The sequence below is a fragment of the Mycobacterium simulans genome (genome assembly GCF_900232995.1).
Lineage (GTDB): Bacteria > Actinomycetota > Actinomycetes > Mycobacteriales > Mycobacteriaceae > Mycobacterium > Mycobacterium simulans.
The window spans coordinates 47,105-59,860 of record NZ_OCVX01000005.1; the positions used below are offsets into that span (position 1 = coordinate 47,105).

Sequence of the window (12,756 nt, forward strand, 5' to 3'; positions counted from 1 at the left end):
TACCTGCCGCCTTCGGATGGCGGAGCGTTTTCCAGACCGGGCGGTGTCAGGCCGGGACCATGACTGAATTCACTTGCACCGCGCTGGTTTTGGATGCATCTGGCTCCAAAAATTTGTTCGCCAAACCAGGCGGAAAGCAAACCGCTCACGGCTACACCGGAATCTGTGTAGCGCTCGGCGCGGTATAACTTGACGAATTCGTCACCTGAATCGCAACAGCGGCTCCCCGCTGACGCACGCCGACCCCGAAGGAACGTTGGTGGTAGGAGGACACCAGAGGGTAGACGCCAGCACCAGGGATATGGCGAAGGCCCTGGTAACTGGGGTTGGGATGCTGGCGGAAGCCCATCACGTTGAGCGGGCTGTTCGGCCCATAGCTTGCGACGACCGCGACGTACCCTGACGGCACAAAATCACTCTGCACCAACAGCGCCGGTCCGTAACTTCCCTCAACCTTGACGTTCCAAATCTGGCCTGGCACTTGGGAACCCACCAATTCACCATGCGGTGTGAGGAACGGCGGCGCGTCGTTGGCGGGGATAAAGTCATAGTTCGCGTCAGGTCCGCTCGGGCGACTCGGCTCACCAGCTCGCCACGCCTGAATCAGCTCACTTTCATCAGGATTGGCGAGTACCAGCAGCTTTGATCCTGGCGCGGTGCCAAACCCTTTTCTAGTAATCAGACGAATTGAATCCTCGATATCGGCAGCGTCGATCTGTGATGCTTGACTGGGAATGTAATGCGTCGTGCTTTGATCAAACGTGCGCCCTAGATATCTTGGTGGTGTGATCCCATCGGTTCCGTTGTATAAACCGAACACCCGCATTCCATGTTCATTGCGCTTCTCAGTGGGATCGAATAACCTCCGCAAAATCGTCCCAGTAACAAGTTGGTTGTCACTAGCAAAAATGCCGTTGATAATCGCGTCTACCTGCCTGGTGTCCGCATCACGCAAAAACTTCCACGAGAAACGGGATGCTAAATCGAAATCACGGAAGGTGTAGCCAAGGGGCAAAGCGTTCGGCTGTCCTGCACTGCGGGGGACGCCCAGCTCGGACGCCTCTTCGAAGCTTCCTAGCGTCATGTCCTGCGCAACGGCTTCGCCGCTGACAGTCGTTCTGAACGTCAACAGGTCAGTGAGACTTGATCTTTCAGTGTTCCACAGGCTCAACAGGGTCTGCATTTCATCCCACACCGCGTTGAGGTCGGTGCCATCGCGGAGCTGGTTGACCAGCACATCGCCTTTGACGTTGATCCCGTATTGCGGCTGGGTACCGCCGAAAATCGGGTACGCAGCCAAAGCGGCTTCGCGGGCAGTAAGGGTGTTCATTTTTCAAGTCCGCCTAAGTTCGCAACAGCAATAGAAAGTAGATTGAAACTGATTGCGCGCAATGCTACGCCGCGATGTTGCGGCATGACCCGGTAATACCGGCGTGTCGGACTTATTAGGCGTGAATTGCTCTGTTTTGCAGCCTATTGCCGGATGCGTTCTGGTCGTGTCCCGCTGTTGGAGTCGTCAGCATCGCGCAGGCGGGGTCACCGCCAAAACTGCCACCAGCGCTTTGGTCTGGCTGTCGGTGCGGGAGAAGGCTGCTCCGGTGCGGGCGCAGGGGCATCGTGGACGCGCTTCGGCCCCTCAGTGTCGGTACGTCGCCAGACTAGGTGTGATGAATCTTCAAACTGGATTTGCAGGTGGGGTGTGTAATCGGGTCTCGTGGTTTCAATGGCTATTGCTGCGAACTGTCCAGGAGCAAGAAAAGTCGGCCAGTCATCGGTTAGCCGTGTTTGGACCGCATGGGTAAACTGCGCCTGAAGCATGGCGGCTGTCTGTTCGTTGACGTCCAACTTTGCATTTGCAAATTCGGCCGTAACCGCCGAAATGAACGCATTAGCTTCCTCCTGAGTTTGCAAATTTTCCGCAACGGATAGCAGCGAAGCTTTCAAGTGCGCGATGTATTGGTCAAATGTAGCGGCAAGCATATTCATGCCACGCGTGAATTCGGGGAGCAATATAGTTGCCATGATTTCAGCAAGTGATTCTTTGGTGGCCAACCGATAGCCATGCGGAACGGGATTTCCGTTTCCGTCATGGATGATGATGTCGATTTTTAATTCAGAGATGACGTCGGCACTTATATTATCAATTCTGAGGTTCCAGAGGATGTTACTTACGATGTTCCCTCGGAAAATCGCCGGAACTATTCTGCGGGCTTGGGCGGCAAGTCGTTCATCTTCGGCCTGTCTCAGCGCCGCGATTTGGGTGTCATGTCGCTCCCGTTCGGCTGCAGCTTGTTCGGCGCGACTGGCGCGGTCTTCGTCTGCCTTGCGCGGCTCGCGCCATACCGCAACGTAGAGCGCCGTCAGCACACCGAGGGTAGTGAAGATCACGCCGATCGTAGTTCCCGCTGCTTGGGCAATCTGCAACCAAGCCGGGACAGGGTTGTGTTCGATAATGCCGACTCCGTTCCACCTCGACCGCTAACAGCGCACGGTAACCCCGGCCACCAACATCGGTCGAGGGATTCTGCGGCGCGTCGCAACGGTCGGCAACAGGCCCCGCCAGAGCCGTCATCCGGTGCGGCAGCGGCCAGCAACAGGCACGCAGCACCTTAGCGACCCCAAAATCGCTGTCCCATTGGATGATGCAATCCAGCGTTTCCCCGCGCGACGCATTAGCAAGTCTGTTTATCGACCCATCAGGCCGGGATACAGCTCATAGTCCCATGGTTTTCACAACAACGTCCAGTTCGTTTGCATCGTATCTAAATAATCTTGGCCCCAGACGATGAACCGGCACGATCTTTTTATGAACGTAGGAACGTAGTGTGTTTTGGGATACGCCCAGGTAGGCAGCCGCTTCGGCAGTAGAAAGATAACGTGATTTCTGTGATGGAATTGCGGACACGGTAGCGCCTTTCGAAAAATCAGATTTGATAAACCAATCGGATTTTCAGTTATCGGCGCGTTTTATGACCTGTCGCCCAGGTGCCCAATGCGTACCGCTCAGACTAGCATCTGTTGGCACATAAATGCCACCGATGTAACTTGATGCCACTCCCCCGCCGGTCGATGGGCGGGGCGGATCGCCAGCAAACCCGCCAGGCGAGACGAGATAGCCCATGGATAGCCCAAACGGCCCGTCGCGTGAGGCAATACCGCCTCTTACCTGCGAAAACAGCTTGTGGTCCCGGCTGGGATCGAACCAGCGACCTTCCGCGTGTGAAGCGGACGCTCTTCCACTGAGCCACGGGACCGGCGCCGAGGGGCGAACGAGGTCGAAGACTAGCACGATGCGCACATCGATCGAACGCGCTACCTTGACCAGCCACGGCCGACGCGGCCAAAGTACCTAGAGATTTGTGTGGGCCCGCTCACGTGGACTATCGTCGTGCTTCGCACCGGGCGACGATCTCGTCCGTTGCGCGCGGATGTAGCGCAGTTGGTAGCGCATCACCTTGCCAAGGTGAGGGTCGCGGGTTCGAATCCCGTCATCCGCTCGAAGGTGCAAGTGGCATCAATCCCCCGCGGTGGAGTGGCCGAGTGGTGAGGCAACGGCCTGCAAAGCCGTGCACACGGGTTCGATTCCCGTCTCCACCTCCAATTCGATCCCCAAAGGCGCGATTAGCTCAGCGGGAGAGCGCTTCCCTGACACGGAAGAGGTCACTGGTTCAATCCCAGTATCGCGCACCAGAGTTATTGCAGGTCAGAGGCACTTTCCGAGCCTCGGATTTGGCGTCGTGCCAGATACGTGCCAAATAAGTCAGGCGGTCTCGGTTCAACCCGAGAGGTAGCTAGACCACATGAACACCACCGATAAAAGGTTTTTGCCGGAGCCGATAAAAACCACCGCCCACGACCACCTCACCCGCGCCCGGCGCCGCCTGCTCGACGCCCGGACAGCGGCGCTCGACGCCGCGCACACCCTGCCGCCCGGCTCGCGCCGTAACCGCGCGACTGAGCTGGCCGAGAAGATCACCGACGCCCTCGGTTTCTGTGAGCGGCTGGCGACGGTTGTCGAGGGTGACCAGCGCGCGCAGGTGACCCGATGAACGCGACCCCCACCGCCTTCGAGGGCATCGTTGCGGCATTCGGTGACCCGATCCGCTGCGAGCGGAAAACGCTTCCCGGGGAGGGATGCCGGCGGCCCGCCTACTGGCTGGTGGACCTGCACGGCTGCGAGCGGATGTTCATGTGCGGGCAGCATCGGACCGCTTGGTTGCGGCGGCACCGGGCGCTGGACCTGCGTCGCGGCGAGCTACGGTGCGCCCACTGCAGGCACGCGTTCGCCTGCATCGACGACGCGGTGAGGGTCACGGCGATATGAGCGCCGCGCTGCGCCTGGTCGGCGACACCAGCACTACGGGACGCGTCTATCGCCATGCCGAGCCATCCGCGGAGGCATGCCGGTGGATCGCAGTCCAATTCGCCGAGGGCAAGACCCGCCGAACCGTGTTGGAGCGGCGACAGACCCTTGTCCGGCTGGAGCGCGCCATCGCCGCCCCGGCTATCGAGGCCACCGCCGATCAGATCGCGGCCTGGGTCGGCCGTGACCCCGGCGAACGATCAGCGTTCACCATCGGCAGCGACCTGTCCAAGCTGCGCGCGTTCTACGGCTGGTGCGTTCGGGCTGGCCTGCGCCCCGATGATCCAACCGTTCATATCCGGCTGCCGCGGCGCCCCCGCACGGTGCCCCGACCCATCACCAATGACCAGTTCTGGCACCTCGACACCCAGGCGGCCGGCAACCGGTCACTGCGCGCCATGGTGCGGCTGGCCGGCCTGGCGGGACTTCGGGTGCACGAGGTGGGCCGCTTCCAGGGAGCCGATCTCGACTGGCAGGCCAAAACGATCACCGTCACCGGCAAGGGCGGGCACCGCAGTGTGATCCCGGCCCACCCGGCCATCCTCGACATTGCCCGCAGCATGCCCCGCCTGGGCTACTGGTTTCCCTCGCAGCGGTCCAGCCATATCGGCGGGCGCACCGTTTCTCAGCGCCTCCGCCTGCACATGATCCGATGCCGAGTACCCGGCACACCGCATTGCCTGCGCCACTACTTCGGCACCGAGCTGGTTACCCGCGGCGCCGACATCCGCGTGGTGCAAGAGCTAATGCGACACGCCCAGCTCAACACCACCGCGATCTACGTGGCCGTGGCAGACACCCGCAAGCGAGAAGCGATAGACCGGCTCAAGCTTCCCGAGTAGCCGACAGTGCTTGTAAAGCCATTCTTTACAGCGGCCTGTTGTAAAGGTAAGGTTTACACGTGGAGGTAAGGGCTAGCGCCCGTAAGCACGGCATCAGCGACGACGCCATGCTCCACGCATATCGCAACGCGCTGCGCTACGTGGAACTTGACTACCACGGCGAAGTTCAACTGTTGGTGATCGGCCCCGACCAGAGCGGGCGCCTGCTAGAGCTGATCATCCCAGCAGACGAACCGCCCCGGATCATCCACGCCGACGTGCTACGCCCGAAGTTCTACGGCTACCTGAGGTGATGACATGAGTGTGAAGCACAAGACCGACATCGACGAATGGCTCGACACGATCGAGCCCAACCCGGCCTACGCCCGCAACGCCAGCCACATGCGCCGCATCATCGCCGCGAAAGAAGCGGTTGAGACGGCGGAGTCCGAGCTGCGGGCCGCGGTGGAAGCCGCCCGCGAGGCCGGGGACACCTGGGCAGCAATCGGCGTAGCCCTCGGCATCACCCGCCAGGCCGCGTTCCAACGATTCGGCCACACCACCGCAGGGGCCTCCTCCTAACCGGCGCCCGTCCAATCCGCCGCGGGGGTAAGGCTTTTGCCGTCGAGGCCGATCACCGTTGCGGGTTCGGATTGCTTGCGTGCCTTGTTGATTGAGGCGGCCACGCGGTCTGTCTGGCCGGGCGTTTCGGTGGTCAGTCCCGCCGGGCGGCTCGTCGGCGACATGTACGCCGCTGAGCTCGGCGTCGAATAACTCCTCAGCCAGCTCATGCTCATCGGCAAGTAGGTCGTGAATCTTGTCGGCAACACTGCGCTGCGGCCCGGATTCAACCTCCGCTCCGGGGTCGCCAGGTGTACGAGTTCGTACACGTGCCAATTCGTTCTGAACCGTCATCACCGGCTCGTTGGTCGCCGACGCAATCGCCCGGATGCTCAGCCCTGATTCCCGTAGTGAGGCAACGACTTCCGCACGCTCCTCACGCGGCAGCCGTAACCGGCTGATGCCGAACTCGCGGGTTGGTCATCGTGCGTGAAAACCCCCGTATGTTGCAACAACGTTCGCATAGGTAGCGATGCGTGAAAAAACGTTGAAACACAGCGCAATTCGCTTTATCTAGCAAAATTTCGGGGCTCGTTGTGTGAAAAAGTCGTGACGTCGTCACGTCCGACGACCCCCCGCCCCCTTTGATTTTTTCGGGGGTGGTAGCGCGGGGGCCGGGCAGAGGAAAGGGGCCGCCCGGCGCGCCCCGCGCTACCTGGTCTGGGCTGCTGCGGCGTCGATAGCCGCGATCAGCTCTGCCTTGGTCATTGCCTCGGCCTGGTCGCCACTGCGAGCGTGCGCACGGGTCATCTCACCGGAACCATGCGTCTGCGTCGCCGCCGTGCGGGCCGTCGCTGTCGACTCCGTGGCCCATCTCAGTCAGCGCCACCGCCGTCTCATCGGGTGTACTGGCCAAGACGTCCAACATTGCCTCGTCGGCGCTCGCCAGCTTGATCCAGTGCTCGCGGCGGGCCGGCGTGATAGCGCCGCGCGCCACAGCTTTGTCTACCGCCGCGGTGATCCGCTGCTGAGCCGCAGCCACGACCAGGCGCCGGCCTTCAGCGGCGTCGTTGCGCAACGCGGTGAGTGTGTCAGCGTCGATGACCTCGAGCCCGTGGGCTTTGGCGGATGCGGCAACGTCGGATGGCTTCGGCGCGCTGGTCTGGTTGGCCAGGTCTTCGACGGTGGCAAGCACCAGGTCGATATCCGACGTGTCCGCGGGCAGGCCGAGCAGTTCCAATAGGCGCGCGGCCTGGTCGTCGTCAAGGGTGAGTGCCATTGCGGTCCTTTCGGTTACGAGGCGAGTCCGGTGAGTTTCTTTAGGGCATAAGGCCGTTCGGTCGCAAATGCGGGAACGGCGTAGGCCTGGACAATCGTCGTGCGTCTCTCGCGCACATCGATTACGTCGACAGTGAGCGGCCGCTCGAATCCTACGACTCCGACCTTGCCGCGCTCGCACACGTACGCACTGCCGGCGGCCATGCGCGGGTTCGAGAACAATTCCAGCCCAGCGGATTTAAGCATTTCGTCGAGCTTGTCGCCGTACGAGACGCGTAGGCTATGCGCTTCATTGGGGTGCACGATGAGCAGATCGTGTTTCACACCGAGTTCCTGTAGGTCGCTGGCTAACTGAGCGGCCGACAGGTCGGCCGTGGGCACGTCCGTCGACGCGGTCAGCGATGCGTCGGGTCCGAAGATGACGACGTCATCCCACGTGTGGCCCGGCACAGTGTTCTCGCCGCCGATGGCGGCCTCGACTGCGGCAATAGCGCCGGTATCGAGTTTCTTCGCGATCGTGTTCGCGAGCTGCGTTGTCTGCTGGTCCAAGTAGCTGACGATGTTGCGGTCCCGCTGCTCGTCGTTCACCTCGAAGCGACCGCCCCAATCCTCAACTGTCGCCAGCCTTTCCTCAGGGTCGACGCCCTCGACAACCTTGTAGGTGTTGCCGGGCGAACGCTTCTCGACGTCTGTCGTGTAGAAATCTGACGCCTTGACAACACTGTATAAGATTCCGCCTCCCGAAACCTGTTGCCCGAGTGCCGAAAACAGCTTGGGTAACAAGATCTGCTCGTCGGCAAGCTTGGCGATCCGGTTGCGGATCATGGTCTGCTGTTTGAGCGCGAAATCGACCGTTAGAGTGCGACCGTTCAGCTCTGGAATGAGACTAGGCATTGGTCAAGTCCTTTCAGTAGAGCGAGATCTCGGCGTCGGTGCCATTGGTTGCGCCGGTGATGGCGTACCCGACCGCGATGCCTGCCGACTTCGTGACGGCCTTGCCGCCGGTGCCGACCTCTACCTCGGCGAATGCGGCGATAGTGCCGCCGGCTGTCACCCTGAGCACGCGGCTGGCGCCGCGGGCGACGCCGAGGAGCTTGCCGGTGGTGGCGTCCTCTTTGGCGACACCGGCCACACGGCCGGCGGCGTCCGCGGTGGCCACGGCGACGTTGCCGCCAGACACCCGGTTGCCGGAGATTTTCACGAAGGTCTTGGCCGTCACGGCGCCGGTTGCTTCGGCCGTGAGGTCGCGACCTTCATAAATCTCGACATTCGTCAATGGTGTGGACATGCTTACCCTTTCGTCGTGAGTCGGTGAGTGCGGCGCCGCCGGGCTGCGGCGACCTTGACGGCGCGGAGGGTGTCGAGACGAGCCACGCCCGGGACGATGCGCGGGCGGCCCATGCTGCCCGCCACCGGAATCGACACCCGGCTTGCCGCGACGCCGTACAGGTTCTCGATCGAGCGCAGTCCCTTGACCGCCGGAGCCGCCGCACCCAACAACGCCACAGCTTCGATGACGAGCGGGTATCTGGTGCCGTCCTCGGCCTCGAAGTCGAGCAGCGCCTCGACACTGCGATGCGGATAGGCACTGGCCATGATCCCCGCGAGCCGGGCCGGTACACCCTCGAAATCGCCGAGCAGTGTCTTGCCGTCGCGGCTGAGCCTGAGCTTGGAAACGGTGCCCATTGCGGGCTCGCCGCTGAATCGCTCGTCGCCATGCCCGATCTTGACCACCGGCACCACCAGGCAGGCGTCGTACGCCTCCACAGCGGAACGCAGATCCGCTGCCGTGACGGTCCACGGCTCCCCCGACACGGTATGCGCGTCCCATGTGCCGACCTTCAACAACTCGACACCGCGAATCGACCGAACGTCAGGCATCAGCTCGCCTTTCGGGCCGCATTCCGCTCGGCGCGGGCCACAACAGCCGCGGCCGGGAACAACCAGCGCCCGCCGGGGCGATGCGCGGGCAGGCGGCCACGGCGCGCAGCGGCTCGAACACCGGCAGCCGAAATACCGAGAATGCGCCCGGCTTCCGCGCTGTCGAGTAGGTCAAGGTCATACGGCCCAGCGTGACCCGAATCCTGCCGGACGCCAACATTTGTTACGCCGTTCGTTGCGTTTGTTGCGCCGGCAGAACACTTTCGCAGTTGTGCGGCGAACTGCTCCAACTTCGGCGCTGGCCGCCGACCCGGCTCCGCGCTGATACGCCGGCACAACTCGTCAAGCACGCCGGCTATAAAGGACAGCTCGGCCGGATCGAGCACCACGCCGTGCTTGACGCTGATCACGCCGAATCCCCAGTCGGCGGCTCGGGAGGCGACACCCGCACATTCTCCAAACACAGTGTCAAGTAGGCGATCTCGGCTTGCAGATCTTCCACCGAGTCGGACGTAGTCTCGCCCTGAAGCTGCCGTACCGCCTCCCCGATCTCGGCCTCGCTACCGAACTCGTCAACCGCGGCATCCCAAGCCATCTGCGCGCCGGGACCGCCACCCTGCAGAGCCCACACGAGCCACTGCGCGGCCCGCAGGCGCACCCGGACATGCCGGCGCGGATCGTCCGCCGGCACCGTGCCCGCGCTCATTGGTCGCCGTCCTCTAACGCCGCCGCGGCGCTGGCGATCTCGCGTCGCAGCTGGTCGACGAGGTTCTCGCGCACATCATCTGGCAGGTGCCGCCGTAGCAGGCGGGTCATTTCTAACCAGTAGGTCAGCATAGGGATGAACGCGTCGGGGGCGCCGGCCTCAATCGCGGCCTCTTGCATGCCCCAGCTCGCCACGTTGTCGAAGCGGTCACCGGCCAGGCCGTGCGCCAGGACGGTGGCCGCGATGCGGTGCTTGCGGATCGCCTCGGTGTCGTCGGACGTCATCATCATTTCCTCGTCGTCGCGATCCTCAGGTTCGGCCACTGCTGGTTCCCTTTCCGGGTGCTGAGAATTTTCGGGTCCCGAATAAAAAAATTCCTGATCCACTCGCGGGTCAGGGGGGTACCCCCCTGCTGATCTTTTTGGCGGGGGGCCGGCTGCGTCGAAGACGTCGGTGTGACCACCCCGGCACAAGCGCGCCGGGCAGGCGGAGGTGCTACCCGGGAATTCGGCGAACAGGTCGACGATGCTCACCGCTCCACCGCCTTCGCCAGGGCAGCGACAACCCGGTCGGTCATGCCCGGAGTTGCCGGTGTGATCCCGCCGATAGGCGCACGAATCTTTGCTGGGCAGCCGTCCCGGTGGCCTTGGGTCGCAACGTGGAAGCCGCACTCGCAGCAGCGACCGGCCCCGGTCGGCGGGATGAATTGGCCCCTGCAGTGACCGTTGCGCTCCGGCGTTCCATCTTCGGGCGAGACACCCGAGACAGGCGAGACATCATCGAATAGCCGCAGCTCAGAAATGGTTTCGGGTGCCTCGGCACTGTCTCGCCTGTCTCGGCTCTGTCTCGGCGCTGAATCGCCTTGGCCTGCAATGTCGCCCGTGTCTCGTTTGTCTCGCGCAGGTACGGCGGGCAGGTAGCGGCGCCACGCCTGGGCGAGTCCGTCGTCACCGTCGACTAGGTAACCCTTGGCCTTCATGCCACCGATGCGAACATCTCGTGATCGCACGCCGTACCGTTTGAGTTCCTTTGCTAGACGATTCTGGTCAAGCGGTTTACCCCACAGGTCGCGCCACTCGGACTCGGGGTCAGAGGTCAGTGTGGTAACCAACTCGGCGGAATGCATACGGTCCTGGTCGGCGAATGTGGTTTTCACGTCGCGCAGCAGCCGCATGCCCAAAGACAGCGCATCGGGTTCGGCATCGAGCACGAAGTGCCGGCAGGCTGCGCGCGCACGTTCGGGCCAGTCGGTGCCGGCAGCATCCGCGATTGCCAGCAGCGCTTCCCAGACTTCGGCCGGCCGGTCCCGCACACCCTCAGGCATCGATGGGCGGGCAGCCGCCAGCGTGTCGAGATTGGCCGTCGCCCAGGCTTCGAGTTTCTGGCACAGGGGTTCGGCTTCGGCCGCGGCATCGCGTTCCCTAAACTCGTCAACGTATTCATCGGGTGCTCGGCGGCGCATGTGCAGGATGACGGCGCGGTCCAGGACTGTGCGCATGTTCTTCTCGGTTGAGCCGTTCACCAGGCCCGCCAGTGCGACCGGCGCGAATACCGGGAACTGGCGCACCTTCATGTTTTTCGCGTCGCCCTCGCAACGATCGACCGTGGCGCCGCGCTTGTAGCCGGCGTTAAACAGTGCCCTCAAGTCCTCGGCCTGTGGCGTGGTGGTGCGGCCAAACACCGCGTCGGCCTCGTCTTGGAGCACAGTCGGCGGTTGGTCCGCGGCCGCGGCGATGCGCCGGTACAGCGCGGCCGTGGTCGTTGACAGAGTAAGCCGGGCACCACGGCACAACAGGGCCAAAATCTCCAAAACCCTGGTCTTCCCGCTGCCCGGCTCAGGAGAGTCGAGCACCAGCCGCGGAGTCACGTAGAACGCCTTGACGGCCCATGTGTGGACGATCCACAGCACCACTACCACCAAGTGGTGGGGAGTCGGGAACGCAAGGAATCGGCCAGCGAAGCGGTGCACGCCGTCGAGCAGTTCGGCACCGTCGACTGTGATCGGCTGCCCGTCCCGGTCGATCCACGAGGCCTCTGGATAGTCAGTGCCGTAAGGAATCACGATGGCACCCGCCGGAGCCAGGGCCGCTCTGCGTAGAAGGCGTTGCGCTGCTGGATTTCTCGGCTGAGCCTCGACCAGTCAACCGAGCCCGCAATGTCCTTACTAGCGTCGGCCCCGGCCTCTTGGTTGAGTTCTAGCCGAAGTGCGTGGTGCTGGCCACCGTCGAGCACCGCCGCCCACTTACGGGGGTCCTCGTGCGAAAGGCTGCACCAGGCCGGCGTGCCGAGCGTCGGCCAATCGTTCACCTGATTGAGCACGGCCGCGACGAACTCGTGAACGCTCCACCAGCTGACCTGCTGCGAGCCGACACCCTCTTGTCGCCTATTCGCGATAGGATCGCGGTCGAGGCTTTTGGTGGTGGCGCTATCAGAACTCTCAGGCGTGGCGTCGGTTGTGGGGCCGGCGCCGCCGCCGTCTTCGGGTGGTCCCGTGGTGGCGGCCATTACGCCGCACCACCGAAGGGCTTCATCGCGGCATCGACCTCATTGAGGTCAACGCGGACAAGGCGATTCCCGCTACGGTAGCCGACGATTCTTCCGTCGGCGATCATCTGTCGAATGGTGCGGTCGGTGACGCCGAGATATTCGGCAGCCTCTGCCAATTTGGCGTAGCGACGCTGCGATGGCGGCTTTGAAACTTGCATCGGATGCTCCTGGGCATGACAAACTGCCCGGATGCTCATCCGGCTGAATTGACGGGCTGCAACCGCAAAGCCCCGTCAACGATGCTACACGCGGAAGCTTACGGAAGTGAGTTACTGGCCGACGTGTCGACCAAATCTCGCGTGACTTGTGCGCACCCCGAACCACGACTTGGTGTAGGCGAGCGCAACTCTTAGTCCGTCGAAGGTGTAGGTAACCACGCCTCGTTCTCGATCCACACCCGCAGGGAGTTCCGCCAACTTGTAGATCCAGTCGCCTAGACCAGGTTTAGAAGCCTGCCTAACAGCGAGGACTGTCGCCATGAATGCGAACTGAAGAGCGTCCTTAGGAACGGGTATTCGGTTCCGACAATTCCTTGCCCCACAATTTATTTCGTACTTTTCGCGGAGTGCCGGGGCGTCCTTCGGTCGACGAAAGTCGAT

General features: G+C 62.7%; 19 protein-coding genes and 4 tRNA genes. 8 read left to right on the forward strand and 15 right to left on the reverse strand.

The window, feature by feature from the left end; translation table 11 throughout:
• Nucleotides 1-151: 151 nt before the first annotated feature.
• The 4 genes from MSIMFI_RS18770 to MSIMFI_RS18785 form a co-directional block, all read right to left on the reverse strand.
• On the reverse strand, nt 152-1,330 hold the full coding sequence (locus MSIMFI_RS18770; RefSeq protein WP_224770331.1) for a hypothetical protein: 1,179 nt from the start codon (nt 1,328-1,330) through the stop codon (nt 152-154).
• A gap of 206 nt (nt 1,331-1,536) precedes the next feature.
• Nucleotides 1,537-2,388 carry a hypothetical protein gene (locus MSIMFI_RS18775; RefSeq protein ID WP_191498644.1) on the reverse strand — a complete coding sequence of 284 codons (852 nt, stop codon included), beginning with the start codon at nt 2,386-2,388 and terminating at the stop codon, nt 1,537-1,539.
• Nucleotides 2,389-2,713: 325 nt separating this feature from the next.
• The gene (locus MSIMFI_RS29785; RefSeq protein ID WP_191498645.1) at nt 2,714-2,905 is read right to left on the reverse strand and encodes a helix-turn-helix domain-containing protein; all 192 of its coding nucleotides are present in this window, start codon (nt 2,903-2,905) and stop codon (nt 2,714-2,716) included.
• A 277-nt stretch (nt 2,906-3,182) separates the two neighbouring features.
• Nucleotides 3,183-3,254 (reverse strand) — tRNA-Val (locus MSIMFI_RS18785).
• A 170-nt stretch (nt 3,255-3,424) separates the two neighbouring features.
• Between MSIMFI_RS18785 and MSIMFI_RS18790 the strand changes: the two genes are divergently transcribed.
• From MSIMFI_RS18790 to MSIMFI_RS18825, 8 genes are all read left to right on the forward strand, one after another.
• Nucleotides 3,425-3,497, forward strand: a tRNA-Gly gene (locus tag MSIMFI_RS18790).
• A gap of 29 nt (nt 3,498-3,526) precedes the next feature.
• Nucleotides 3,527-3,600, forward strand: a tRNA-Cys gene (locus MSIMFI_RS18795).
• A gap of 15 nt (nt 3,601-3,615) precedes the next feature.
• Nucleotides 3,616-3,690, forward strand: a tRNA-Val gene (locus tag MSIMFI_RS18800).
• A gap of 110 nt (nt 3,691-3,800) precedes the next feature.
• Nucleotides 3,801-4,049 (forward strand): hypothetical protein, encoded by a 249-nt coding sequence (locus MSIMFI_RS29790; protein WP_191499132.1) that lies wholly within the window; start codon nt 3,801-3,803, stop codon nt 4,047-4,049.
• Nucleotides 4,046-4,324 carry a hypothetical protein gene (locus MSIMFI_RS18810; protein WP_191499133.1) on the forward strand — a complete coding sequence of 93 codons (279 nt, stop codon included), beginning with the start codon at nt 4,046-4,048 and terminating at the stop codon, nt 4,322-4,324. Before MSIMFI_RS29790 ends, MSIMFI_RS18810 begins: the two co-directional genes overlap by 4 nt.
• Nucleotides 4,321-5,205, forward strand: a complete 885-nt coding sequence (locus MSIMFI_RS18815) for a tyrosine-type recombinase/integrase (protein WP_191498646.1) — start codon at nt 4,321-4,323, stop codon at nt 5,203-5,205. The genes MSIMFI_RS18810 and MSIMFI_RS18815 overlap by 4 nt, the downstream gene beginning before the upstream one ends.
• 59 nt (nt 5,206-5,264) lie before the next feature.
• Nucleotides 5,265-5,498, forward strand: a complete 234-nt coding sequence (locus MSIMFI_RS18820; protein WP_191498647.1) for a hypothetical protein — start codon at nt 5,265-5,267, stop codon at nt 5,496-5,498.
• A gap of 10 nt (nt 5,499-5,508) precedes the next feature.
• A complete protein-coding gene (locus MSIMFI_RS18825; protein ID WP_191499076.1) occupies nt 5,509-5,766 on the forward strand; it encodes a hypothetical protein in 258 nt (85 codons plus the stop codon).
• On the opposite strand, the gene MSIMFI_RS18830 is transcribed toward MSIMFI_RS18825, so the two are convergent.
• From MSIMFI_RS18830 to MSIMFI_RS18880, 11 genes are all read right to left on the reverse strand, one after another.
• Nucleotides 5,763-6,074, reverse strand: a complete 312-nt coding sequence (locus MSIMFI_RS18830) for a hypothetical protein (RefSeq protein ID WP_191498648.1) — start codon at nt 6,072-6,074, stop codon at nt 5,763-5,765. The two genes, MSIMFI_RS18825 and MSIMFI_RS18830, sit on opposite strands and share 4 nt — an antisense overlap.
• A gap of 482 nt (nt 6,075-6,556) precedes the next feature.
• Nucleotides 6,557-7,024, reverse strand: a complete 468-nt coding sequence (locus MSIMFI_RS18835; RefSeq protein WP_191498649.1) for a hypothetical protein — start codon at nt 7,022-7,024, stop codon at nt 6,557-6,559.
• 14 nt (nt 7,025-7,038) lie between these two features.
• On the reverse strand, nt 7,039-7,917 hold the full coding sequence (locus MSIMFI_RS18840) for a major capsid protein (RefSeq protein ID WP_191498650.1): 879 nt from the start codon (nt 7,915-7,917) through the stop codon (nt 7,039-7,041).
• A 13-nt stretch (nt 7,918-7,930) separates the two neighbouring features.
• Entirely contained in the window at nt 7,931-8,311 is a 381-nt protein-coding gene (locus MSIMFI_RS18845; RefSeq protein WP_224770332.1) for a capsid cement protein, read from the reverse strand.
• A gap of 2 nt (nt 8,312-8,313) precedes the next feature.
• Nucleotides 8,314-8,904 (reverse strand): hypothetical protein, encoded by a 591-nt coding sequence (locus MSIMFI_RS18850; RefSeq protein ID WP_191498651.1) that lies wholly within the window; start codon nt 8,902-8,904, stop codon nt 8,314-8,316.
• Nucleotides 8,904-9,314 (reverse strand): helix-turn-helix domain-containing protein, encoded by a 411-nt coding sequence (locus MSIMFI_RS18855; protein WP_191498652.1) that lies wholly within the window; start codon nt 9,312-9,314, stop codon nt 8,904-8,906. The genes MSIMFI_RS18850 and MSIMFI_RS18855 overlap by 1 nt, the downstream gene beginning before the upstream one ends.
• The gene (locus tag MSIMFI_RS18860) at nt 9,311-9,610 is read right to left on the reverse strand and encodes a hypothetical protein (RefSeq protein WP_191498653.1); all 300 of its coding nucleotides are present in this window, start codon (nt 9,608-9,610) and stop codon (nt 9,311-9,313) included. The genes MSIMFI_RS18855 and MSIMFI_RS18860 overlap by 4 nt, the downstream gene beginning before the upstream one ends.
• Complete coding sequence (locus MSIMFI_RS18865; RefSeq protein ID WP_191498654.1) at nt 9,607-9,933, reverse strand: hypothetical protein; 327 nt, start codon at nt 9,931-9,933, stop codon at nt 9,607-9,609. The genes MSIMFI_RS18860 and MSIMFI_RS18865 overlap by 4 nt, the downstream gene beginning before the upstream one ends.
• A gap of 206 nt (nt 9,934-10,139) precedes the next feature.
• Entirely contained in the window at nt 10,140-11,672 is a 1,533-nt protein-coding gene (locus tag MSIMFI_RS18870) for a DUF3631 domain-containing protein (RefSeq protein ID WP_224770333.1), read from the reverse strand.
• On the reverse strand, nt 11,669-12,115 hold the full coding sequence (locus MSIMFI_RS18875; protein WP_191498655.1) for a DUF2742 domain-containing protein: 447 nt from the start codon (nt 12,113-12,115) through the stop codon (nt 11,669-11,671). Before MSIMFI_RS18875 ends, MSIMFI_RS18870 begins: the two co-directional genes overlap by 4 nt.
• Entirely contained in the window at nt 12,115-12,315 is a 201-nt protein-coding gene (locus MSIMFI_RS18880) for an excisionase family DNA-binding protein (RefSeq protein ID WP_191498656.1), read from the reverse strand. Before MSIMFI_RS18880 ends, MSIMFI_RS18875 begins: the two co-directional genes overlap by 1 nt.
• Nucleotides 12,316-12,756 lie beyond the last annotated feature (441 nt).